Consider the following 23,027-nt stretch of genomic DNA (forward strand, 5'->3'; position numbering starts at 1 on the left):
TTCCTCAGGCTGGTTGTGGGAGGCGAAGAGCCGCGGCGCGCAGCAGCAGCCCGGCGCGCTGACCGGTGGCGACCCCGGCATTGGGAAAGAGGATATAGGGGGCCCGGGCCTGCACCACCCACCGTTTCTCCGCCTGGCGAGCGATTTCGTATCCCGCCGGGAGCGCGGTGAAGTTCTCAACGTTGGCCGCGAGATTAAGCGTAAATTCCCCCTCGCGCTTGATGATGCTCTCCTCGACCAGGAAGTAGTCCACTGGCGCTTTGTCGCGCGGCGGTAGCGGCGCGTCAGAAATCCAGGCCCGGATCGCCGCGTCGGTAGCGGCGAACAGGCTGAGATCGTTGGCGCCGAACGGCATCACTTTCCCCAGCTCCAGGGTGGCGCTTTGCGCGGCGAACTTTTCGCAGGTGAAATGGGTGAAGGTGCCGCCCGCTTCGGTATGCCGCACGATGGCATCCATCCCGCTGGCCTGCAACAGCTGGTAGAAGCCAGGCGAAAAATCCCCGGCGTGGGCCGGGAGCAGCGCAAACTGGCGATACAGCGACCCGCGAATGGCGGTATGCATATCGAGATGGCTACGGTTGACCGGACCCGCCGCATCGGCGGCGCGATAGAAGGCCTGCACCGCTTGCTCCAGCGCAAAAGCCCGCCGCGACTCATTCCCCGGGGTGACCGCCAGATGGCGGCCGCCGAACAGGCGATTCAGGTCGTTGTGCAGATAGCGGCGTGCGGCGCGGATCGCCGGCAGGTTACCAAAGACGATCAGCAGCGCCTGAGTGAGCGGCTGCCGCCCCTGGCTCAGATCGTGGGTCAACTGCAGCAGCAGCTCCGTCGGCGCGGTCTCATTGCCATGCACGCCCGCGGAGAGGATCGTCGCCTGGCGCCACGGCGCCGTCGGCAGCAACTGCAGGATCCCCTCCCCCAGCCAGCGGGCCTCGATGCCCGCCGGGAAGCTCCACTCCTGCAGGCGGCAGTGCAGTAAATCGTTAACCAGGTGCTCCATCTGCCGCTCCTTAACGCTGAAAATCATAGACCGCGCCCAGACGCAGGATCTGCGTCAGCTCATCCAGCGCCTGATAAACCTCGCGCAGCAGCTGCGGGTCCGCCAGATCGCGGGCGTGCAGCCGGTCGCGATAGTGTTTTTCCACCCATGCCGTCAGCTGCTGATAACGCTCGTCGTTCATCAGACTGTGGGCGTTGACCGCCTGGCGTTCAGCCTCGTTGAGCACTACCCGCAGCCGCAGACAGGCCGGGCCGCCGCCGTTGCGCATGCTTTCCCGCAGGTCAAAGACCGCCACTTCATCGATCGGCGATGCGCTGTCGGCGGCGAGGTCGCTCAGATAGCGCCAGACGTTTTCCCGCTGGCGGCACTCCTCCGGCACCACGATCAGCATCTTGCCGTCAGGTTTACTCAGCAGCTGGCTGTTGAACAGGTAAGAGGCCACCGCGTCATCGAGCGACACCCGCTCGTCCGGCACTTCCACGCTGGTGAACGGGATATCCAGACTGTCGCTTTTAGCCCGTAGCGTCGCCAGCACCGTCGCCTGATCGACAAACGCCTGCTGATGGTGGAACAGCACATGGCGATTGCTGACCGCGATGACGTCGTTGTGAAACACGCCGCGATCGATAGCCTGCGGCGCCTGCTGGGCAAACACCGTGTAGCGCGGATCCAGCTGATGCAGGCGGGCCACCGCCTCGCTGGCCTCGAGGGTCTGCCGCGCCGGATACTTCACCGGGGCGATCCCGCCGCTGGCGCGTCGACCGTAGACAAAAAACTGCACCCCCTGTCGGTCATACTCCCGGCAGAAGCGGTTATGGTTGGCTGCCCCTTCATCGCCGAGGTCGCCATGCTGCGGCAGCGCCGCATGGTGGGCGAAGTAGCGCGGATCGGCGAACGTGGCGCCCAGGATCGCCGAGGTGGTGGGCGCCTCCTGCATACGGTGCAGCTTATTGTTCAGGTTGGCGACGGTGAAATGGACTTTGCCATCGGCGCTGTCCGCCGACGGTGAGACGGTCGCCGCATTGGCGGTCCACATCGACGAGGCGGAGCTGAAGGCGGAGAGCAGCTGCGGCGCCGCGTGGGCCGCCTGCCGGATGACCTGCTCATCGCTGCCCTGGAAACCGACTTCGCGCAGCAGACGTAGATTCGGACGCGGCTGCGGCGGCAGAATGCCCTGCACGAATCCGCGATCGGCAAGGGCTTTCATTTTATACAGCCCCTGCAGCGCCGCCTTTTTAGGGTTAGAGAGACCATCGCGGTTATTTTGCGAGGCTTCATTGCCGACGGAGAGTCCGGCGTAGTGGTGCGTCGGGCCGACCAGGCCATCAAAGTTTGCTTCAAAACCAGACATATGTCCTCACAGGATCCGTTATCAGAATGGCAGGCCCGGCGATACCGTCGCCGGGAGCGTCAGCGTATCGCTGACCAGAGAGGCCATCGGCCAGGCACAGTAATCAGCGGCGTACCACGCTGCCGCGCGATGGTTGCCGGAGGCGCCCACCCCGCCAAACGGCGCTTTACTCGAGGCGCCTGTCAGCGGCTTGTTCCAGTTGACGATCCCGGCCCGCGCCTCATCCGCCAGCTGTTCAAACTGCGCCGCATCGCTGGAGATCAGCCCGACGGCCAGGCCATAGCGGGTCTGGTTGGCGAGGCGAATGGCCTCCGGGAAATCGTCATAACGGATAACCGTCAGCAGCGGGCCAAAGTATTCTTCATCCGGCACCTCGATACCGGTGACGTCGACGATCCCCGGCGTCAGCACCGTGGAGTGCGGGTCGGGCTGGCGCATGCGCAGCAGCACCTTGCCGCCGAGCCCCTCCAGTTTTTGCTGCGCCGCCAGCATGTTCTGCGCGGCGTCGAGAGAAATCACTCCGCCCATAAACGGCGCGGGCTGGTCATCCCACTTGCCAGCGCGGATCTGCGCGCTGGCCGCGACCAGCCGCTGCAGCAGCGCATCCCCCTGCTCGCCGCGCGGCACGATCAGCCGGCGCGCGCAGGTGCAGCGCTGCCCGGCGGAGATAAACGCCGACTGGATAATCACATGCAGCGCCGCATCGACATCGGCCACGTCGGCGACGATCAGCGCGTTGTTGCCGCCCATCTCGAGGGCCAGCATCTTCTCCGGCTGGCCGCCGAAATAGCGATGGAAGTGGAAACCCGCCGCCGCGCTGCCGGTGAACAGTACGCCGTCGATATCACGATTTTCCAGCAGCGCCTGGCCGGTGGCTTTTCCGCCCTGCAGCAGATTGATCACCCCGTCGGGGACGCCCGCCTGCTGCCACAGCTGGACGGTCATTTCGGCGGTGGCCGGCGTCAGCTCGCTGGGTTTAAACACGATGGTATTCCCGGCGATCAGCGCCGGAATAATATGCCCGTTGGGCAGGTGGCCCGGGAAGTTGTAGGGGCCAAAGACCGCCATCACGCCGTGCGGTTTGTGGCGCAGCTGTGCTTTTCCGTCCGGCAGCGTCGACTCATGAAAGCCCGTCCGCTGGTGATAGGCCTCGATGGAGATCGCGGCCTTGCCGATCATCGCCTGTACTTCGGTGCGGGTCTCCCACAGCGGCTTGCTGGTCTCGCGGGAAATCAGGGTCGCCAGCGCCTCTTTATGTGTCTCCAGCAGCGCGGCAAAACGCTCCACCACGGCAATACGCTCGGCCAGCGGCCGGTGCGACCAGGGGTAAAATGCCGCGCGCGCCGCGGCGCAGGCCGCCTGGACGTCGTCGGCACCCGCGCTGGCCGCCTGCCACAGCAGCGACTGATCCTCCGGGGCCAGTTTGCTCATCGTTGCCCCACTGCCCGCCTGCCACTGCCCGGCTATAAACTGTGCTTTTACCGCCATGATCTGTTTTCCTCTGGATTCAGGGTTACCGTATAAACGCGGTCGGTTTCACTGACCTGCAGCGCGTCCAGCGCGGCGGCGTCCAGTGAGACCTGCTCTTCGTGGGCCACCAGCAGCGCCCGGAAATTGTCGAACTGACCGTTGGCGACGAGCGTCGGCGCCGGCAGGGCGCCCATCAGCTGCCGGGCCGGCAGGCACTGGCTGTCGCGGACGGCGCGGATCTGATCGGTGTTCGCCTCCAGCACCGGTCCGGCATCGAAAATATCCACCGAGCCGCGCCAGCTGAATCCCTCTTTCTCGAGGATCGCCCGCGCCGGGGCGGTATTGGGATGCACCTGACCGATGACCTCGCGGGCCGCTTCCGGCAGCAGTGAGATATAGATCGGGTAAGCCGGCATCAGTTCGGCAATAAAGGTTTTCATGCCGGTGCCGGTCAGCCGGTCAGCATCGGCAAACGGGATGTCGAAGAAGTGATGGCCCAGCGCATCCCAGAACGGCGACTGCCCCTGCTCATCGCTGCAGCCGCGCAGTTCGGCAAACAGGTACGGGGAAAACCACTCGCGGAAGGCGGCGATAAATAAAAAGCGCGCCTTGGAGAGCAGCAGACCATTGCGGTTGCGCTGATAGGCCGGGTCGAGAAACAGCGTACACAGTTCGCTGTGCCCGGTGTGGTCATAGCTGAGATTAAGCAGCTCCTGAGGCTTATAGACTCCCAGCGCTTTCGAGGCGCGAACCGTTTTCTGAATGCGAAAATTGTAAAACGGCTCGTCCAGGCCTACCGCGACCTCAATGGCGCTCACCCCCACCACCCGCGCCAGCGCGGTGTCTTCCAGTACAAACAGGAAACCCTGCTGGCCGCGCGGCAGTTCGCCGGCGAAGGTCTCGATACTGCGCCGGATCCGGGCCGCCAGGCGCTCGACGTCATGCGGTAAGGAGGTCATGCCGACCCCCGCCCGCGCGGCAAGGCGGACGATGTCGTCGAGATCGTTTTCCCGTACGGGACGAAATAGCATCACAGGCCGTCCTCCCGGTTAGCGGGTTAAGCGGGCAACGGCGCGATCAAGGCGCACGAAGGCTTCCGCAATATCCGCCAGCGGGATATTGAGCGCCGGCGCGAAGCGCAGCACGTCCGGGCCGGCAATCAGGGCGATCAGCCCCTCTTCCGCCGCCAGGTTGGTCAACGTTTTGGCCTTGCCGCGCAGCGGCCCCGCCAGCTCAGCGCCGATCAGCAGACCGGTGCCCCGCACGGCGCTGAACGCATCGTAACGGGCAGAGATCGCATTCAACTGGTCAACAATCAGCGCATGGCGCTCGCCAACGCCCGCCAGCAGCGGCGCATCGAGATGGGCCAGCACGGCGTTAGCGACGGTCGCCGCCAGCGGGTTGCCGCCGAAGGTGGTGCCATGGGTGCCGGGCTGGAAGACCTGCGCCCAGGCCTCTTTCGCCAGCATCGCGCCGATTGGGAAGCCGCCCCCCAGCCCTTTGGCGCTGGTGAGGATGTCCGGGACGACGTTGTAGTGCTGGTAGGCGTAGAGATGGCCGGTACGGCCCGCCCCGGTCTGCACCTCATCGAATATCAGGGTCGCGTGATGGCGATCGCAGAGGGTGCGCAGCGCCTGGAGGAACGCCGGGTCAGCGGGTATCACGCCGCCTTCGCCGATGATCGGCTCGACGATCACCGCACAGGTGCGCGAAGAGATGGCCGCGGTGACCGCCTCGATGTCGTTATAGGGCAGATGGGTAATGCCCTGCGGCAGCGGAGCATAATCGCTGGAATATTTCGGCTGGCCGCCGACGGAGACGGTGAACAGCGTCCGGCCATGGAAGGCATGGTTGAAGGCGATGATTTCGCTTTTTTCACCACCAAACTTATCGTGAGCGTATTTCCGCGCCAGTTTGAGAGCGGCCTCGTTGGCTTCGGCGCCGGAGTTGCAGAAAAACACCTTATCGGCAAAGGTCGACTGCACGAGGGTTTTCGCCAGCTGCAGCACCGGCTCGTTGGTATAGCCATTGCCGATATGCCACAGTTTCGCCAGTTGATCCTGCAGGGCCTGAGCCAGCGCCGGATGGGCATGGCCTAAGGCATTCACCGCAATGCCGCCCGCCATATCGATATACTCTTTCCCCTGCTGGTCCCAGACGCGGGAACCCGCCGCCCTGACCGGAATAAACGGCGCGGGGGCAAAACAGGGAACCAGGTAAGCGTCAAAATCTTCGCGAGTCATAGTGCCTGACATCATTCATCTCCGGAACGTAAGACGACGGAAAACGCTCCCGCCGCGTTGGACAATCGACATTAACCCTGACCCTCGGCTTATTTTGGACACGAGCGCGCCCGCTGTGATGGCAAAAATATTCACCACAGGAAAAATAAGCCCTATTTATTTTGTGGGTATTTGTTAATTCATGGTTAACGTCATGTTGTTGTGTGGGCTAATGCTGGCCTGTGAACAATAAGATTGTCAATACGGGTGGAAGCAATTTATTCACTTTTTGAAGATCATCAAGATAATGAAAAACATAGAAAAAATATTTTTCTATGCACTTAAGTGAATAAAAAGTGAATTAAAATGCACAGCTTGCAGGTGGTTGGCGTGCGTAGTTATTCACTTAAAAAATAAAAAATCTAACAAAAATTTAAAAATCGGAATTGCCGTCAAATACCGCTTTATAAAATTGGTGATACCATTCATTGCACAGAGTTTACTGCTGTAGCTATTCCACGGTTTTACACGACATAAATAACACTGAGAAACAGGACTCTTATGGAAAAGTTATCTTACGCATCTGAAAGTAGTACATCTCCATGGACCACCTACCTGCGCCAGATCGACCGTGTCGCGCCTTATCTCGGCGATCTTGCCTACTGGGTGGAAACCCTGCGCCATCCGAAGCGTGCGCTGATCGTCGACATTCCTGTGCAAATGGACGACGGCACCATCCGCCACTTCGAGGGCTATCGCGTTCAGCACAATCTGTCGCGTGGACCGGGTAAAGGTGGTGTTCGCTACCATCCGGATGTCGATCTTAACGAAGTCATGGCACTTTCTGCCTGGATGACCATTAAGTGCGCCGCGGTCAATATTCCTTACGGCGGGGCCAAAGGCGGCATTCGCGTCGACCCCTTCTCACTGTCAGAAGGTGAACTGGAGCGTCTGACCCGCCGCTACACCAGCGAAATCGGCATTATTATCGGGCCGCAGAAAGATATTCCGGCGCCGGACGTCGGCACCAACGGTAAAGTGATGGCATGGATGATGGACACCTACTCCATGAACCATGGCACCACCATTACCGGCGTGGTCACCGGCAAACCGATCCACCTCGGCGGCTCCCTCGGCCGTGAAAAGGCCACCGGGCGTGGCGTATTTGTCACCGGCCGGGAAGTGGCTCGTCGCGCCGGTATCGAAATTGAAGGCGCCAAAGTCGCGCTGCAGGGCTTTGGTAACGTCGGTAGCGAAGCAGCCCGCCTGTTCGCCGGCGTCGGCGCCCGCGTGGTGGTCATTCAGGATCATACCGCGACCCTGTATAACGAAGGCGGGATTGATATGGCCGCCCTCACCGCCTGGCAGGCGGAGAAAAAGCAGATTGCCGGTTTCCCTGGCGCCCAGGAGATCGATAAAGACGCCTTCTGGACCACCCCGATGGACATTCTGATCCCGGCGGCACTGGAAGGGCAAATCACCCGCGAGCGCGCGGAGAAGCTGACCTGCAAACTGGTGCTGGAAGGGGCCAACGGCCCAACCTATCCGGAAGCGGACGACGTGCTGGCCGAGCGCGGCGTGATCGTAGTGCCGGACGTTATCTGTAACGCCGGTGGGGTGACCGTCAGCTATTTTGAGTGGGTGCAGGATATGGCCAGCTTCTTCTGGAGCGAAGAAGAGATCAACGCCAAGATGGACCGCATCATGACCGACGCCATTATTCACGTCTGCGATAAAGCCGCCGAGAAAGCGTGTACGCTGCGTACCGCCGCCTATATCGTGGCCTGCGAACGCATCCTGATGGCGCGTAAAGACCGCGGCATCTACCCGGGCTGATCCCCGTCAGGGTGTGAATCAGGGGGTGGCGTAGCGCCGCCCCCTTTTTTTCGCTATCGTGCCGTCAACCGCCGTTAGACCACAGCACCGGCCATCCCCGACGCTGCGACTCCGCCAGCAGCGCCGCGCACGGATTGACCGCGCAGGGGTTGCCAACCAGCGCGAGCAGCGGCAGATCCGAGATATGGTCCCCAAAGGCATAGCACGCCGCCAGCGGCTGGCCCCGTTCCTGCGCGTAGCGTTGAGCATGCAACGCCTTATGTTCGCCAATGGCGGTCCGCCAGAGTTCCCCGGTATAGTGTTCGTCAACCACCACCGGCTCTGAACACAGGGCATGCTCCACCCCCAGTGCCGCCATCGCCGGCCAGAGAATGTCGGTCATCGATCCGGAGACAAACACCACGTCATCCCCGCGCGCCTGATGTTGCCGGAGGATCGCCACCACCTCACGGTGAAAACCGTACCCACCTTCGCGATACAGTGCCTCAGCAACCGCCCGTACCTGGGCGCGCGGCTCATGGCGAAACAGCGAATAGTAGTAGCGATTGATTGCCTCCCGCGATTGACCCGCTTTGCTAAGCGCCTGGAGCTGGCGGACAATCGCCGCGGTCGTCAAACCGCACTGCAGCGGATATTCCTCGGCATAGCGGTGCAGAAACAGGAACATACTTTTGCCGGTAATCAGCGTTTCATCCACGTCAAAAAAGGCGATGCTCATCCCCGTCCCCCTGCTCAATACTGACCAGATAATGTTGATGGCAGAGCGCCGCCTGCTCACACTCCTTACGAGTAATGTAGTTCAGGTCATAGACGCTGAAGCTAAAGCCGACTTCCGCTTTGCGGGTGCCGGTCTGGTCAAAACCGACCGAACACTCGCAGGTAAAGCGGCCGTGGGCTGAGCTTTTGCGCGACACCACATTCAGCACAATGGTCACCGGCAGCGGGAAAACAAAGCTGGAAAAAGCTACCTGCAGCGAGCTCAGCGTGAAGTACTTCTCGTCCATCGCCACGCCCGCCTCCGCCAGCAGAAATTTCTCCGAGGTGGCGATGATGGTTTGCCGCGCCGCCTCGATCAGCACCATCCCCTGGATGTGTTGCCCGGTCTGGTGGTCGCAGAGCAGTTCCGAGGCGTCCTGCAGGATCAGACGCGCGCAATAGCTATCTTCATCGCGTTTTTCCGGCGAGGTGATGAGGATGTTCTCTTTTTTACGTTTATGCACCAGCCGCTGATGATCGCGGTTGTTTTGATAATAGAGATCCTGCAGATTGACGATCTGGCGGATTTTATCCGGATAGTGCTGACGAATAATGCAGACCGTGCGGGAGATGTCGTCGAGCTGCACGCCCTGACCAATGACGATTTTATCGACGCCGGCGAGCTCGCCGCTCCAGACAAAACGCTCAAACTCGTTGACGGTCAGCACGTTCTGATGCCGCCGGGCAAAATCGGTAAATTTCTCACCCACCACAATTAATTTTTCCATGGCGCTTGTCTCCTCAGATCGCTTTCACAATTAACGCAATACCCATCCCGCCGCCGATACACAGCGAGGCCAGGCCGGTCGGTTTATTCTCCCGGCGCAGCGCGTGCAGAAGGCTCACGACAATCCGGGTTCCGGAACTGCCGAGCGGGTGCCCGAGGGCAATCGCGCCGCCGTTGACGTTCAGGCGGGCGGCTATCTCCTCCGCCGTCATCTGATGCTCGCGGGCCAGCCCCTTGACCACCCCCAGCACCTGCGCGGCAAAGGCTTCGTTAATTTCCAGTCGCGCCATATCGCTGAGCTGAAACCGCCCGCGGCGCAGGGCGCACGTCATGGCCGGCAGCGGCCCAAGCCCCATCATCGCCGGGTCGACGCCGCCCTCGCCGAAGGAGACTATCTCAGCCAGCGGCCGCAGGCCGTACTGCGCAACGGCGCGCGCCGAGGCGAGGATCACTGACGCCGCGCCGTCGTTCAGCCCCGAGGCGTTGCCCGCCGTGACGCTCCCGTCGCGACGAAAAGCCGGTTTCAGCGCCGCCAGCTGGTCGGCGCTAAGATCATGGCGGATCTGCTCATCCTCGCGGACCACGCTGACGCCCCGTTTCGCGCTGACCGTCACCGGCACTATCTCCTCGGCAAAATGGCCGGCGCGGCTGGCGGCGGAGGCTTTTTGATGGCTGTCGAGGGCGTACTGGTCCTGTTCTGCGCGCGAGATCTGTTCATGCGCGGCGATGGCCTCCGCCGTTTCCCCCATCGGAATATGCAACAGCGGATCGGTTAAGCCATCGCTCTGGATCAGATCCTCACTGCTGAACGCGCCCAATTTCACGCCGCCCCTTATCTCTCCCCTCAGCAAAAACGGCGCCTGGCTCATGTTTTCCATCCCGCCAGCGACGACCAGGTCGGCATAACCGCTCTGGATATGGATCGCCCCCTCGGTAATACTTTTCATGCCGCTACCGCAGATCATATTCAGGGTGTAAGCCGGCTTTTGCACCGGGATCCCCGCCCGCAGCGCGACCTGACGCGCCGGCCCCATCCCCTGCCCGGCAGAGAGGACGCTGCCGCAGATCACTTCGTCAATCCACGCCGGGTCAATCCCGGCCTGCTGCAGGTTGTGGCGGACGGTGAGCGCGGCCAGTTCCACCGCAGAGACCGTTTTCAGGGCGCCAAGAAAACGCCCCACCGGCGTACGGCAGGCCGCGACGATATACACTTTATTCATGATTATTCCATTACGTAGAGCGAGGAAAGATACTGCGATGTCCCGGCTTCGCTGCCGGTAAAGCCCACATAGCCATCGGGATTGATCACCGCATAGTCATCGCGGCCAATCTGTAGCGCCTCGAGAAACGCCTCGTCCGCCGGGTCAAGGGCGCAGAATATAAACCAGCCGCCAGGTTTCAGGCGGGATAAGGGAGGACAGTCGACGCGCGCGGAAAAGACCACGACCTTACCGCTGGCGAAGGCGTCATAACTGTTGCGAAACCTCGCCTGCGGCGAGGTAAAGACGTACCACGGAACATGGTGGCCCATCAGGCCGTTCGGGTGAGCGCACTGCGGCGCGGCAAAGCCGGCGTACTGCAGCGGCAGCTGGTGGCGATAATAGTGACGATTGCAAAACTCCGGAAAGTAGACCGCGTCGATATGATTTTTCGGCACCAGACCGGCAATCAGGCCGGTATCGTGATCGGTGGCATGCAGCACGCCGCTCACCGCGGCGAAGCGCTCGGTGCGATAGGATGCCAGCAGCCGGTCGCTGGCGACGCCATGCAGGTAAAAGGCCAGCTTCCAGGCCAGGTTAATCGCATCCTGAATACCGGTATTCATCCCCTGCCCGCCAATCGGACTGAACAGATGGAAAGCATCGCCTGCCAGCATGATATTGTGCTGCAGATTGTCATCGGCGATCCGGTTATAGAAGTTGGCGCTGGAGGACCAGGTCAGCGCCTGCGCCGGAGGAACCTCGGGGCAGAAGCGCGCCAGCGCCACGTTGATCTCCTGCAGATCCGGCACCGGACGCGGCGACGGTAATCGACCGGCTCTTTTAATCACGATCCTGACCTGATTGTCCGGCATGGGCAGAAAGATCAGAAAGCCCAGCTCGTCAATATAGTAAGAGGTTCCCGGGAGCGTCGCCGCGCTGGCGAACTGCACGTCCGCCATTACAAAATGCAGCGGGTAATCATGGCCGCTAAAGCCAATCCCGGCCAGCTCCCGGACGGTGCTGGCCGCGCCGTCGGCGCCGATAATATAGTCATAAGTAGCGGAACAGGCCCGGCGGGCATCGTCGAGCAGAGAGACGTGATAGCGCCCTTCCTCCCGCCGCCAGGAGACCAGCTGATGTCCGCGTTTCACCAGTTGACCGGCCTCGGCCAGCGCCGTTTCAAGGATCTTCTCCGTCCGCGGCTGCGGGATACTGACATGGAAGGGATAGCAGGTGGGGAGATGGCGGTTATCAATATGCAGAAACTTGCGGTTTTTATACCAGGCGTAAATTGACTGAACCTGCTTGCCCTGGGCGGTCAGCTCCCCGGCAAGGGCTAAGCCGTGGAAGGCTTTAATCGTCGCCGGACTGACGCTCAGCGCTTTGGACCAGGTGGTGCTGTGTGTATTTTTATCAATAATATCAAAATCAATTCCATACTTATTCAGATAGCAGCCAATGATTAACCCTACCGGGCCGGCGCCAACAATGAGTACTTTTTTCACGATCGAGCCTCTCTGTATGCCCCCAGGGGGGCATACGCGTGTTGCCTGGGTGCAGGGTGAGTTAGGGGTAGATATCGTCGGCCAGACGGCGATCGCCGGCGACATTGCAGATATGCCAGTAGGGATAAGGCTTCTCTTTTTCGCTCACGCTGTTGAGGATCGCCGCCTCCTCGTCGCTCAGCGTCCAGTTCAGTGCCGCCAGGTTATCCTCCAGCTGGGCGAGTTTGGTCGCGCCGATCACCAGCGATGTGATCCCCGGGCGGGTACGCAACCAGTTGAGCGCCACCTGCGCCACGCTGGCGTTGCGCTGACGGGCAATCTCCTGCATCACTTCCAGAGTCTGCCAGGCTTGTTCGCGATTGGCGATCGGCGCCGACTCAAACGGGGTGGCGTTCGCCAGCCGACTGCCCTCAGGAAACGCCTGATTGCGAGGGTATTTACCGGTGAGGAAGCCCCCGGCCAGCGGGCTCCAGACGGTGATGCCGACGTTCTGATCGACGCTGAGCGGGATAATCTCATGCTCCAGTTCTCGCGCGGCGATATTGTAATAGCCCTGATAGACGCAGAATTTTTCCAGTCCGAGGCGCTCTGAGATCCCCAGCGCCTTCGCCAGCTGCCAGGCCGCGTAGTTGGAGACCCCGATGTAGCGAATTTTCCCGGCGCGAATCAACGCATCCAGCGTCCGCAGGGTATCCTCCAGCGCGGTGCGCGGATCGAACCCGTGGAGATGATAGATATCGATATAATCCGTTTTCAGCCGCTGCAGGCTGGCGTCGACGGCATTAATAATATGGTAGCGCGACGCCCCCAGCGCGTTCGGATTGGGGTCGGTCTGCCAGCGTCCTTTGGTGCCGATAATCACCTGCTGGCGTTTCCCCTTCAGCGCGTTACCGAGCAGCTCTTCGCCCTGGCCGTTTTTATAACAGTCCGCGGTATCAAAAAAGTTAATCCCGGCGTCCAGCGCTTTGTACACCAGATCGTATGCCGTATGCTCAGGCACCACGCCGAATTCCGACCAGTTGCGTCCCGGCGCGCCGAGAAAGGCCCCTTTTTCACCAAACGTCATGGCGCCAAAACAGAGCTCCGACACCGACAGCCCGGTGGAACCTAAATACCGATACTTCATGCTTGACTTCCTTTTAAAGGTGACAACGTCACACTAGCGATAACAAATCCGCTGGCGGTCAGGCATGCACCGGCCAGGGGAATATGCGAGAGGGAGACGCCGGCGGTGAGCAACAGCCCACCAAACCAGGCGCCAGCGGCATTGCCGAGGTTAAAGGCGGCGATATTGCACGAGGAGACCATGCTTTTGCCGGTCTCACTGCTGTCCAGCGCCTGCATCTGCAGCGGCGGAATGGTGGAGAACATCGCCGCCCCCAGCAGAAACACCGCCGCGCAGGCGCCGGGTAGCGTCTGAATGGCGAACGGAAAGAGGCACAGGACGACGATAAGCAAGGCCAGGGTCAGCAGCAGTGCCCGGCGGACCCCACCGTCGGTCAGGCGGCCGCCGAGGTGATTCCCGGCGACCATCCCGACGCCAAACAGCACCAGCACCGGTGGAATGAGATGTTCGCTCATCCCGGTGACGGTTTTCAGCATGGGCGCAATGTAGGTAAAGGCGGCGAAGACGCCGGAAAACCCGAGCGCGGTGATCAGCAGGCTGCGCAGCACCGTCGGATGGCGCAGCACCTTCAGCTCGTCGCGGATCCGACTCTGCACCGCCGGTTGGGCCTGACGGCCGGGCACCAGGGCAATGACTGCCAGGGCGGAAAGAATGCCAATCAGCGTGACCATAAAGAAGGTGTAGCGCCAGCCAAGGTATTGCCCTACCCAGGCGCCGAGGGGCACGCCCAGAATATTGGCCAGGGTGGCGCCGAGAAAGACGGCGGAGACCGCCGAAGCCCGTTTATCCACCGGCGCCAGCTCCGCGGCATAAACCGAACTGATGCCGAAGAATGAGGCGTGGGCTAAGGCGGTTATTACCCGAAAAATAATGAGCATGGTCATATTACCGGCAATACCACAACCTAAATTACCGATGGAAAATAAGATCATCAGAAATAACAACGCCGGTTTTTTGGGGTAGCGGCTTAATAGCGGTGTGAGGAGCGGCGCGCCAATCACCACCCCACAGGCATAAGCGGTAATAGACCAGGCGGCAAGCGTAATGGATATATGAAAATCATGGGCCACATCGAGTAATAATCCCATAATCACAAATTCGGTGGTACCAATACCAAATGAGCCCACGGAAAGCGCATAAACTGCCGCAGGCAATCCCGCCGAACGGGAAACAGCAATAGTCATAAGTAACCTCATCTCCCGCCAGGACGGCGGGAGAATAGTATTCAGGGAGTTATTTTTCGATTAAGTTAAAGTCGCCCTGGTTATAGCGTAAGCCAGTGACGTTATCGGGAGTGAAAATATCTTCGATGGTGAGAATATCCTCAGGTGAGAGGGTAATATTCGCGGCTCCGGCATTATCGCGCAGATGGGCAATTTTCCTCGCCCCCGGAATAGGCACAATATCCTCGCCTTTGCTCATGACCCAGGCAAGGGCAATCTGCGCAAGAGTCGCGTCATAGCGCGTGGCCACCTGCTGCAGGCGCTCAAGCAGCAGCTGGTTTTTGCGCATGGTCTCGGCCTGGAAGCGCGGCAGATTACGACGGAAATCATCCTCAGCGAAGACGCCAGGATCGGTGATTTTTCCCGTCAGGAAGCCGCGCCCCAGCGGGCTGTATGGGACAAAGCCCACCCCCAGCTCGCGGCAGGCGTTGAGAATACCGGCCTCCGGCTCGCGGGTCCACAGCGAGTATTCCGTCTGCACGGCGGTAATCGGATGCACCTTGCAGGCCCGGCGCAGCGTCTGGGCTGAGACTTCCGACAGTCCGATATGACGAATTTTCCCCTCTTTAACCAGGTCGGCCATGGTGCCCACCACGTCTTCCACCGGCACCGCCGGATCGACGCGGTGCTGATAGAGCAGATCGATGGTCTCGATATTCAGCCGCTTCAGCGACCCTTCCACTGACTCGCGAATATGTTCCGGACGGCTGTCGACGCCGGCCATGCGTTCCAGTCCCTGGCCGGTCGGCAAAATACGAAAACCAAACTTGGTGGCAATCTGCACCTTATCGCGGATACCTTTTATCGCTTTCCCGACAAGAACTTCATTATCGAAAGGACCATACACTTCGGCAGAATCCAGGAAGGTCACGCCCATGTCCACCGCGGCATGAATCGTATTAATCGCCTGCGACTCCTCGGCGCCGCCGTAGGCGAAACTCATTCCCATACACCCGAGACCCAATGCGGAAACCTGGAACTTCTCTTTTCCGAGATAACGTGTTTTCACCTTATTTTCCTTACGTGCTGAATGTTATTAAATATATACTTCCCTTTTACATTGATAACAATTAATCTATTCCGAACGCGGTGTTAGCTGGAAATTAACAATGAAAACCTTGCCGGATTTGCAACAAATTGAAATATTAATACTCATAGTGAAACATGGCAGTTTTCGCCAGGCCGCCAGGGCATTAAATCTTTCACCACCGGCTCTCACCAGCGCTATTAATCATCTGGAAGAAAAGTTAGGCGTACGCCTGCTGAATCGCTCGACGCGCAGTTTGTCATTAACTGCCGTGGGTGAGGAATTTCTTAATAATATGACGCCGGTGGTCAATGATTATCGCCGGGTGGTTGACAGCCTGAATTATCATCGCCTGACGCCGGAAGGCGTGGTGAAAGTCAATTTACCGCGTATTGTTCTTGACCTGTTTTTTCAACACTATTTTATTGCCTTTAAAACCGCCTATCCCGATGTAACGCTCGAACTGTATACCACCGATCGGAAAGTCAATATTATTGAGTCCGGTTTTGACGCCGGTATTCGCTATTCGCAGGATGTGCCCAAAGATATGATTGCCATCCCCTTTGGCGAGAAGCTGTCGCTGATCCCGGTGGCCAGCCCGGCCTATATCCGCGAGGCCGGCGAGCCCGACACCCCGCAGTCGCTGGTCAATTTCCGCTGCATCAACCGCTGTTTTCCCAGCGGTGAAAAGTACCGTTGGGAGTTTATTAGCCCCAGCGGTGAGCCAAGCGAAGTCGCGGTCAGAGGCGATCTGGTCGTTGATTCCGATACGGCGATGATCCAGGCGGCGGAGAGCGGATTAGGCATCGCCTTTGTCTATCAGTCGCTGGTGACGCAGCAGTTGAGCGCGGGCAGCCTGGTCCGTTTGTTACCCGACTACCACTATCCTGCCGACCATTTCTGCGTCTACTACCCGAGCCGGAAACATATACCGGTGCCGCTACGGGCCTTTATCACCTGGGTCATGGCGCAGAATAAGAGCATCCTCAGTGAGTAGAGGGTTCGCGGGTTAACCCATCGCTATTAGCCACAATAAACGCACATACCGTTAACCAATTTTTTTCCTTCGCCTTGAATTATGGCGGTCGCCCGACATAAACTCGTTAGAGCTCTAACGATATTGACAGACGACCTATGGACAATCGACAGCTTAACTTCTCCCATCTTTTATACCTCACCGCCCATCACTGGCGGCTGGCGGTCAACCGTCGGCTAAAGGACCTTGGCCTGAGCCAGGCCAGTTGGGTGGCGGTCGCGGCCATTGCCCGCCAGCCACAGCCGCTGTCGCAAAGCGAACTGGCGCAGGAGCTGGGGGTAGAGAGTCCGACCATTGTGCCGCTGATCAACCGGCTGGTCGCCCTCGGCCTGGTGGAGCGTGTCACCACCGCCAGCGATAAACGTAAGCGGCTGCTGGTCGCCACCGAGCAGGGAATGGCGCTGTATGAGCAGGTCAAAACGGTGGCGGACGATCTGCGTGAAGAGATCCTGACGGCGATTACCCCGCAGGAGCGGGAGCAAACTCAGCGGGTGCTGGAAAAACTGCTGCGCGAAGTGGAGAAGAAATAATGCCCCGTCGCCAGGATAACCCCTATGCCCCGCATGACTGGGCGCCGCATGAAAAACCAGCCCTGCTTGGCTCGCCCTCGACGCCGCTGCACAGTCCGCAGAAACGTCTCGCCTATGGCGTGGTCGGCCTGCTGGTGTGCCTCACCGGCGCGCTGGGCAACGCGGTGGTCACCGCCAACCTGCAGCTGCTGCAGGGCACCTTCGCCGCCTGGTCGACCGAGATCGCCTGGCTGCCGGCGGTGTACGTCATGACCAACGTCTCCATCAACCTGCTGCTGGTGAAATTTCGCCAGCAGTTTGGGCTGCGCGCCTTTACCGAAGGCTTTCTGGTGCTCTATGTGCTGGTCACCTTTTTCCACCTGTTCGTCAACGATCTCAGCTCGGCGATGATGGTCCGCGCCGCCCACGGCATGGTGGCCGCGGCGCTCAGCTCGCTGGGGATCTACTACCAGGTGCAGGCCTGGCCCGCACGCCACCGCCTGAAAGGGCTAACCATCGGCATCACCGGCTCGTCGCTGGCCATTCCGCTGGCGCGTCTCTTTTCCACCGAACTGCTGCAGATCGATGAATGGCGCGGCCTTTACTTCTTTGAACTGGGGCTGGCGCTGGTGTCGCTGGCCTGCGTCATCGCGCTGAAACTGCCGCCGAGCGATCGTAAAAAGGTGTTCGAGAAGAAGGATTTTATCACCTTCTTTCTGCTGGCGCCCGGCATGGCGCTGGTGTGCGCCGTGCTGTCGCTGGGGCGGCTCGAGTGGTGGTTTGAAGCGCCGTGGATCGGCTGGTCGCTGGCGGCAGCGGTGGTGCTGATCGTCGCCGCTATCGCCTTTGAGCATAACCGCAGCAATCCCCTGCTCAATACCAAGTGGCTCTCCAGCGGCAGCATCGTACGCCTCGGCCTGATTATGCTGCTGATCCGCATCGTGCTGGCGGAGCAAAACACCGGGGTCATCGGCTGGTTGCAGTACGTTGGTCTGCAAAACGAACAGATGACTAACCTCGCATGGTCAATTTTCGCCGGCATTCTGTGCGGGATCATCGCCAGTTGTCTGACGCTCAACCCGCAGAAGCTCTACTGGCCGACCGCCACCGCCCTGGCGCTGATCATGGTAGCCTCGCTGCTCGACAGCCAGTCCAACGCCCTCACCCGTCCGGAACAATTAATGTTCAGCCAGTTTTTACTCGGCTTCGGCAGCGCCTTCTTTCTGGCCCCGGCGATGCTCGCCGGCATTGGCGGCGTGTTTGCCGATCCGCGCAACCTGGTCAGCTTCTCGGTGCTATTCGGCATGAGCCAGAACATCGGCGGTCTGCTGGGGTCGGCGATCCTCGGCACCTTCCAGACCTGGCGGGAAAAATTTCACTCCAGCCAGCTGGCGGACCAGATCACCACCCTGAACCCGCTGATCGTCGAGCGGCTGCAGCAGTATAGCCAGATGTATCAGAGCCAGATCGGCGACAGCACCCTGCTTAACGTTCAGGCCACCACCCTGCTGCAAAACGCCGCGACGCTGCAGGCCAATATTCTCGCCTGGAATGACACCTATCTGCTGACGGCGGCCATCTCCGCCGGCACATTAGTGTGGGTTTTCTGGCGCTTAATTCGCTTACGACTGACCGCCCGTATCGCCTTAAAACGCGCCACCGGCAGCAAATAATTATCATCATTTCATCTCTGGAGTCGTTATGAGTCAGCAGGATGCGGCCAAACAACAGGCCAACACCCGGAACAACATTCGCGTGGTCTCCATTTTTACCGCCGCAGCGATAGGCCTCGTCGGCGTATTAGTGATCCTCTACGCCTGGCAACTGCCGCCGTTCACCCGGCATAGCCAGTTTACCGATAACGCCTATGTGCGCGGGCAGACCACCTTTATCAGCCCGCAGGTCAACGGCTACATCACCGCCGTCAACGTCAAAGATTTCGCAATTGTCCAGCCGGGCGAGGTGCTGTTCCAGATAGACGATCGCATCTATAAGCAGCGGGTGCATCAGGCCCAGGCTACCCTGGCGATGAAGGAGGCCGCGCTGCGCAACAATCTGCAGCAGCGCAAAAGCGCCGAGGCGACGATCGCCAAAAATGAAGCCGCGCTGCAAAACGCCCGCGCGCAGAATCTGAAAATCCAGGCCGATTTAAAACGGGTACAGGAGCTGACTGCCGATGGTTCGCTGTCGATCCGCGAGCGTGATTCGGCGCGCGCCAGCGCGGCGCAAGGGGCTGCGGATATTGAACAGGCGAAAGCGGCGCTGGAGATGTCGCGCCAGGACCGTGAATCGACCATCGTCAATCGCGATTCGCTGGAAGCCGACGTGGCCAGCGCCAAAGCCGCCCTCGAGCTGGCGCAGATCGACCTGCAGAATACGCAGATCATCGCCCCCACCGGCGGCCAGCTGGGGCAGATCTCGGTACGTCTTGGCGCCTACGTCAGCGCCGGAACCCATCTGACCTCGCTGGTCCCGCCCCAGCACTGGGTGATCGCCAACCTGAAAGAGACCCAGCTTGCCGAGGTGCGTATCGGCCAGCCGGTCACCTTCACCGTCGACGCGCTTAACGGTGAGCGTTTCCATGGCAAGGTGCAGAGCATCTCCCCGGCGACCGGGGTGGAATTCAGCGCCATCTCACCGGACAACGCCACCGGCAACTTCGTCAAGATCGCCCAGCGGATCCCGGTGCGCATTACGGTCAACGACGGGCAGAAGTACAGCGAACACCTGCGTCCCGGTATGTCGGTGCAGGTGACCATTGATACCCGCGCGGAGAAACAGCCATGATCCGCCCGGTCACCCTTGCCGTCATCCTCGCGCTGGTCGGCTGTCAATCCGCCGACGTGCAGCGCGCGCAGCCGACCCTGACCATCCCTGCCGCCTGGCGGGCCGACGTTGGCCCGGCCAGCCCGGTGGAAGGCGTCTGGTGGCGCAATTTTCATGACAGCACGCTCAATCAGTATGTCGACCGGGCGCTGCGCTATAACAGCGATGTGCTGATCGCCCGGGAGCGGGTGAATGAGTATCAGGCGCGGGCCTATGCCGCCGACAGCAGCCTTTTCCCCTCGCTGGACGCCAGCCTGAGCGGTACCCGCGCCCGCGCGCAGTCCGCCGCCACCGGCCTGCCGATCCACAGCACGCTGTACAAAGGCGGCCTGACCGCCAGCTATGATGTTGATATCTGGGGCGCCAACCGCAGCGCGGCCAGCGCCGCCGGAGCCAGCCTCGAGGCGCAAAAAGCCGCTGCAGCCGCGGCCAATCTAAGCGTCGCCAGCTCGGTGGCCGTCGGCTACGTGACCCTGCTGTCGCTGGATGAGCAGCTGCGGGTTACCCAGCAGACGCTGAAATCACGGGAAGACGCGTGGCGCCTGGCCAAACGTCAGTTTGAAACCGGGTATACTTCACGCCTTGAGCTGATGCAGGCAGATTCGGAGCTGCGCTCAACGCGGGCGCAGATCCCGCCGCTACAGCACCAGATTGCGCAGCAGGAAAATGCGCTCAGCGTGCTGCTGGGTGATAACCCCGGCGCGGTAAAACGCGGCGAGTTCGCCCAGCTCACTCCGCTGCGTCTGCCGTCGCAACTGCCGTCCACCTTACTCAACCGCCGCCCGGATATCGTACAGGCTCAGCGTCAGCTGGTGGCCGCCGATGCCACCCTGGCCTCGTCGCAGGCGCAGCTGCTGCCGTCTATCAACCTCACCGCTACCGGCAGCATGCAGGATCGTACACTGCCGGACCTGCTGGACAACCCGCTGCGGCTGTGGAGCGTCGGCGGCAGTATTCTGGCGCCGCTGCTTAACCGCCAGGCGTTAAATGCCCAGGTGGATGTCTCCATGGCCCAGCGCAACCAGGCGCTCTATAGCTACGAGAAAACGGTGCGCGGCGCGTTCAAAGAGGTGAATGACAGCCTTGACGCCATTAGCCGCTACGGCGAACAGCTGGCCGAACTGCAGGGGCAGGTGGCGGTGGCGGAGGAAACATTGCGCATTGCGCAGAATCGCTACCGTAACGGCTACTCTTCGTATCTGGATGTGCTCGATGCCCAGCGAACGCTGTTCTCCACCCAGCTTAGCGTAGTGCAGGTGAAGAACAACCTGCTGCTGGCGCAGATCGATCTTTACCGGGCGCTGGGAGGCGGCTGGATGAACGCGTGAATCCCCTGTGCGCGCCGGTCCACAACCGTGGAGAGCGCAGAAACCCATATTCAGGCCGGTGTAGCGCAGCGCTACCCGGCAACAACCACCAGGGAGTCAATCTATGCAACAACAGTGGTCTGCCGTCGATAATTTCATGATTTCTTCGCTTATTCCTGAAGATGACATACTGAGTCAGGTACTGGAAAACAACAAACGCGCCGGGCTACCTGAACATGATGTTGCGGCCAATCAGGGGCAACTTCTGGCGCTGTTGGTGCGCATAACGCAGGCGCGGCGGATCCTGGAAATTGGCACGCTCGGCGCCTATAGCGCTATCTGGATGGCGCGCGCGCTGCCCGCCGACGGAAAGCTGATTACCCTCGAGACCGATCCTGGCCATGCCGGGGTGGCGCGCCAGAATATCCGCCTTGCGGGGCTAAACGAGCGCATTGAACTCATTGAAGGACCGGCGCTGAACACGCTGGAAAATTTCGCGAATGTGCAGCCGTTCGACCTGATCTTTATTGATGCCGATAAACCTAATAATCCTCGCTATCTGGAGTGGGCGCTGCACTATTCGCGCCCCGGGACGCTGATCGTGGGCGATAACGTGGTGCGCGATGGCGAAGTGATTAACGGACAAAGCGATGATGCGCGCGTGCAGGGCGTGCGTCGGTTTATCGAAATGATCGGGGATAACCCGCGGCTCACTGCCACCGCGCTGCAGACGGTGGGCATCAAGGGATGGGATGGGTTTACGCTGGCGCTGGTGAATGGGTAAGATCCGGGCGGCCTGATGCCCTCATCCCGGCCCTCTCCCCCAGGGAGAGGGAGAAAACCCGCGCCGGGACGCGTCACCAGCGGCATTCGTCCGCTGACGATCATTGGGGATAATACGTATACTGATAGTGCAGAGACGCGTCGCTTTTTCCGCCGTATCCTTCATGCTCGCCATATTCCCCGGTACAGTTCCCCTCGGGGTCCCAGCCTAAACAGCGCGACTGGTGTTTTGTACTATACGTGGTGGTTCTTTCCTCGGATAACCACCGCCCTTTTTCATCCCAACGCAGCGTCGTGGTCGCATCCGAGTCGGCAATGCGGCTTAAATGCCCTTCCGCGTAGCGATAATTGACAGCAAGCATGGCCATCATGCCGCCATTGACCGTTTTACGCACCAGCCGGTGGCGGTCGTCATAGTGATAGGTGGTCGTGCTCATGGCTTTGGGCGGTTGCTGCGACACGAGTAGATTCTCTGAACGTACAATGCGCCCGAGATTATCGGTGTAGAACTGCTCACGCATGACCATTTTTCTGATATTTCCCGCCGCGCTCCGGGTCTGTCGGATATATTCCCGCATCCATCCTTTATCATTTCGCCAGTGAACATTATCTCTGACTATCGTGGAGTCATTCGCGGTATTAAAAGTTTTTGCTCGCTCGTAACTTTCCAGCCGGCGGCACCGGGCAAAACGCAGCGTGCCTGCGTCGTTATTTTGGCTACCGTCAATTTTTACGCTCTGCACATCGCCATTGAGCGGTGGAAGATAGGTCAAAATATAAAAATTGGCATCGTTGATCGCCCGCTGGGTTTCATCACAGGAAAAAGCGTCAACGAAAGGCTTACACGCCGTAATAACAAGAATGGCCGACACCAGCATAAATAGTCTGTACATAGCCATCATCGTAAAAATAGACTCCGAGTCCTGTTTATCCGGCAAAGCGAGGCTAAACATACGCCAATAAAGCAGGTTCCCCAAGCCACCGGGTTGATTTTCAGAATCCGTTAATTTTACGTCCGGGAGAACCGGTATGGGCCACATCCGGGGCGGGAAGATTATCGGGTGCGGCGTACTGATGAGTATCAGCCTCAGGATATGCCCCCGCCCGGCAAGCACAGCGCC

19 protein-coding genes and 2 pseudogenes are annotated in these 23,027 nt (G+C 60.1%); 8 read left to right on the forward strand and 13 right to left on the reverse strand.

Annotated elements, in window-relative coordinates:
* Positions 1-4: 4 nt before the first annotated feature.
* The 5 genes from astE to SP68_RS13865 are packed head-to-tail and all read right to left on the reverse strand — an operon-like array spanning position 5 to position 6,076.
* Positions 5-1,000 carry a succinylglutamate desuccinylase gene (gene astE, locus SP68_RS13845; RefSeq protein ID WP_008805092.1) on the reverse strand — a complete coding sequence of 332 codons (996 nt, stop codon included), beginning with the start codon at positions 998-1,000 and terminating at the stop codon, positions 5-7.
* Between the two features lie 10 nt (positions 1,001-1,010).
* Entirely contained in the window at positions 1,011-2,351 is a 1,341-nt protein-coding gene (gene astB, locus SP68_RS13850) for an N-succinylarginine dihydrolase (RefSeq protein WP_004148240.1), read from the reverse strand.
* 21 nt (positions 2,352-2,372) lie between these two features.
* On the reverse strand, positions 2,373-3,839 hold the full coding sequence (gene astD / locus SP68_RS13855; protein ID WP_040968461.1) for a succinylglutamate-semialdehyde dehydrogenase: 1,467 nt from the start codon (positions 3,837-3,839) through the stop codon (positions 2,373-2,375).
* Complete coding sequence (astA, locus tag SP68_RS13860; protein WP_162499973.1) at positions 3,830-4,852, reverse strand: arginine N-succinyltransferase; 1,023 nt, start codon at positions 4,850-4,852, stop codon at positions 3,830-3,832. The genes astD and astA overlap by 10 nt, the downstream gene beginning before the upstream one ends.
* Positions 4,853-4,870: 18 nt before the next feature.
* Positions 4,871-6,076, reverse strand: a complete 1,206-nt coding sequence (locus SP68_RS13865; RefSeq protein ID WP_012968351.1) for a bifunctional succinylornithine transaminase/acetylornithine transaminase — start codon at positions 6,074-6,076, stop codon at positions 4,871-4,873.
* Between the two features lie 169 nt (positions 6,077-6,245).
* Between SP68_RS13865 and SP68_RS28370 the strand changes: the two are divergent.
* Both SP68_RS28370 and SP68_RS13870 read left to right on the forward strand, forming a co-directional pair.
* Positions 6,246-6,392, forward strand: a pseudogene (locus SP68_RS28370) (hypothetical protein).
* Between the two features lie 212 nt (positions 6,393-6,604).
* Positions 6,605-7,879, forward strand: coding sequence for a Glu/Leu/Phe/Val family dehydrogenase (locus SP68_RS13870; protein WP_008805096.1), 1,275 nt, complete (start codon positions 6,605-6,607; stop codon positions 7,877-7,879).
* Between the two features lie 64 nt (positions 7,880-7,943).
* On the opposite strand, the gene SP68_RS13875 is transcribed toward SP68_RS13870, so the two are convergent.
* The 7 genes from SP68_RS13875 to SP68_RS13905 all read right to left on the reverse strand — a co-directional run bounded on the left by SP68_RS13875 (position 7,944) and on the right by SP68_RS13905 (position 15,427).
* Positions 7,944-8,597 (reverse strand): HAD family hydrolase, encoded by a 654-nt coding sequence (locus tag SP68_RS13875; protein WP_040968459.1) that lies wholly within the window; start codon positions 8,595-8,597, stop codon positions 7,944-7,946.
* Entirely contained in the window at positions 8,578-9,363 is a 786-nt protein-coding gene (locus SP68_RS13880; protein ID WP_012541915.1) for an AfsA-related hotdog domain-containing protein, read from the reverse strand. The genes SP68_RS13875 and SP68_RS13880 overlap by 20 nt, the downstream gene beginning before the upstream one ends.
* A gap of 13 nt (positions 9,364-9,376) precedes the next feature.
* Positions 9,377-10,582: an acetyl-CoA C-acyltransferase gene (locus SP68_RS13885; RefSeq protein WP_040968458.1), complete on the reverse strand. Its 1,206-nt coding sequence runs from the start codon at positions 10,580-10,582 to the stop codon at positions 9,377-9,379.
* A 2-nt stretch (positions 10,583-10,584) separates the two neighbouring features.
* Complete coding sequence (locus SP68_RS13890) at positions 10,585-12,069, reverse strand: FAD-dependent oxidoreductase (RefSeq protein WP_040968457.1); 1,485 nt, start codon at positions 12,067-12,069, stop codon at positions 10,585-10,587.
* Between the two features lie 61 nt (positions 12,070-12,130).
* Positions 12,131-13,195, reverse strand: coding sequence for an aldo/keto reductase (locus SP68_RS13895; protein WP_008805101.1), 1,065 nt, complete (start codon positions 13,193-13,195; stop codon positions 12,131-12,133).
* Positions 13,192-14,379, reverse strand: a complete 1,188-nt coding sequence (locus SP68_RS13900; protein ID WP_008805102.1) for an MFS transporter — start codon at positions 14,377-14,379, stop codon at positions 13,192-13,194. The genes SP68_RS13895 and SP68_RS13900 overlap by 4 nt, the downstream gene beginning before the upstream one ends.
* A gap of 49 nt (positions 14,380-14,428) precedes the next feature.
* Positions 14,429-15,427 carry an aldo/keto reductase gene (locus SP68_RS13905; protein WP_008805103.1) on the reverse strand — a complete coding sequence of 333 codons (999 nt, stop codon included), beginning with the start codon at positions 15,425-15,427 and terminating at the stop codon, positions 14,429-14,431.
* Positions 15,428-15,527: 100 nt separating this feature from the next.
* Here SP68_RS13905 and SP68_RS13910 point away from each other — a divergent pair, with 100 nt between their 5' ends.
* The 6 genes and pseudogenes from SP68_RS13910 to SP68_RS13935 all read left to right on the forward strand — a co-directional run bounded on the left by SP68_RS13910 (position 15,528) and on the right by SP68_RS13935 (position 21,907).
* Positions 15,528-16,442, forward strand: coding sequence for a LysR family transcriptional regulator (locus SP68_RS13910; RefSeq protein ID WP_022065672.1), 915 nt, complete (start codon positions 15,528-15,530; stop codon positions 16,440-16,442).
* A gap of 137 nt (positions 16,443-16,579) precedes the next feature.
* On the forward strand, positions 16,580-17,011 hold the full coding sequence (locus SP68_RS13915; protein WP_008805105.1) for a MarR family winged helix-turn-helix transcriptional regulator: 432 nt from the start codon (positions 16,580-16,582) through the stop codon (positions 17,009-17,011).
* Positions 17,011-18,663 (forward strand): annotated as a pseudogene (locus SP68_RS13920) (efflux MFS transporter permease). The gene SP68_RS13915 and the pseudogene SP68_RS13920 overlap by 1 nt, the downstream one beginning before the upstream one ends.
* Positions 18,664-18,691: 28 nt before the next feature.
* Positions 18,692-19,777 (forward strand): HlyD family secretion protein, encoded by a 1,086-nt coding sequence (locus tag SP68_RS13925; RefSeq protein ID WP_008805107.1) that lies wholly within the window; start codon positions 18,692-18,694, stop codon positions 19,775-19,777.
* Positions 19,774-21,144 carry an efflux transporter outer membrane subunit gene (locus SP68_RS13930; protein ID WP_040968456.1) on the forward strand — a complete coding sequence of 457 codons (1,371 nt, stop codon included), beginning with the start codon at positions 19,774-19,776 and terminating at the stop codon, positions 21,142-21,144. Before SP68_RS13925 ends, SP68_RS13930 begins: the two co-directional genes overlap by 4 nt.
* A gap of 103 nt (positions 21,145-21,247) precedes the next feature.
* Positions 21,248-21,907 carry an O-methyltransferase gene (locus SP68_RS13935; RefSeq protein ID WP_040968455.1) on the forward strand — a complete coding sequence of 220 codons (660 nt, stop codon included), beginning with the start codon at positions 21,248-21,250 and terminating at the stop codon, positions 21,905-21,907.
* 100 nt (positions 21,908-22,007) lie between these two features.
* Here SP68_RS13935 and SP68_RS13940 read toward each other — a convergent pair whose 3' ends face one another.
* Positions 22,008-22,799 (reverse strand): hypothetical protein, encoded by a 792-nt coding sequence (locus SP68_RS13940; RefSeq protein ID WP_224224388.1) that lies wholly within the window; start codon positions 22,797-22,799, stop codon positions 22,008-22,010.
* Between the last annotated feature and the right edge of the window lie 228 nt (positions 22,800-23,027).

It is taken from the genome of Klebsiella variicola, assembly GCF_000828055.2.
GTDB lineage: Bacteria > Pseudomonadota > Gammaproteobacteria > Enterobacterales > Enterobacteriaceae > Klebsiella > Klebsiella variicola.

Bases quoted from the DNA above. Each gene is read 5' to 3' on its own strand.
- astE (WP_008805092.1), bottom strand. From the start codon at position 1,000: ATGGAGCACCTGGTTAACGATTTACTGCACTGCCGCCTGCAGGAGTGG.
- astB (WP_004148240.1), bottom strand. From the start codon at position 2,351: ATGTCTGGTTTTGAAGCAAACTTTGATGGCCTGGTCGGCCCGACGCAC.
- astD (WP_040968461.1), bottom strand. From the start codon at position 3,839: ATGGCGGTAAAAGCACAGTTTATAGCCGGGCAGTGGCAGGCGGGCAGT.
- astA (WP_162499973.1), bottom strand. From the start codon at position 4,852: ATGCTATTTCGTCCCGTACGGGAAAACGATCTCGACGACATCGTCCGC.
- SP68_RS13865 (WP_012968351.1), bottom strand. From the start codon at position 6,076: ATGTCAGGCACTATGACTCGCGAAGATTTTGACGCTTACCTGGTTCCC.
- SP68_RS13870 (WP_008805096.1), top strand. From the start codon at position 6,605: ATGGAAAAGTTATCTTACGCATCTGAAAGTAGTACATCTCCATGGACC.
- SP68_RS13875 (WP_040968459.1), bottom strand. From the start codon at position 8,597: ATGAGCATCGCCTTTTTTGACGTGGATGAAACGCTGATTACCGGCAAA.
- SP68_RS13880 (WP_012541915.1), bottom strand. From the start codon at position 9,363: ATGGAAAAATTAATTGTGGTGGGTGAGAAATTTACCGATTTTGCCCGG.
- SP68_RS13885 (WP_040968458.1), bottom strand. From the start codon at position 10,582: ATGAATAAAGTGTATATCGTCGCGGCCTGCCGTACGCCGGTGGGGCGT.
- SP68_RS13895 (WP_008805101.1), bottom strand. From the start codon at position 13,195: ATGAAGTATCGGTATTTAGGTTCCACCGGGCTGTCGGTGTCGGAGCTC.
- SP68_RS13900 (WP_008805102.1), bottom strand. From the start codon at position 14,379: ATGACTATTGCTGTTTCCCGTTCGGCGGGATTGCCTGCGGCAGTTTAT.
- SP68_RS13910 (WP_022065672.1), top strand. From the start codon at position 15,528: ATGAAAACCTTGCCGGATTTGCAACAAATTGAAATATTAATACTCATA.
- SP68_RS13915 (WP_008805105.1), top strand. From the start codon at position 16,580: ATGGACAATCGACAGCTTAACTTCTCCCATCTTTTATACCTCACCGCC.
- SP68_RS13925 (WP_008805107.1), top strand. From the start codon at position 18,692: ATGAGTCAGCAGGATGCGGCCAAACAACAGGCCAACACCCGGAACAAC.
- SP68_RS13930 (WP_040968456.1), top strand. From the start codon at position 19,774: ATGATCCGCCCGGTCACCCTTGCCGTCATCCTCGCGCTGGTCGGCTGT.
- SP68_RS13935 (WP_040968455.1), top strand. From the start codon at position 21,248: ATGCAACAACAGTGGTCTGCCGTCGATAATTTCATGATTTCTTCGCTT.
- SP68_RS13940 (WP_224224388.1), bottom strand. From the start codon at position 22,799: ATGTACAGACTATTTATGCTGGTGTCGGCCATTCTTGTTATTACGGCG.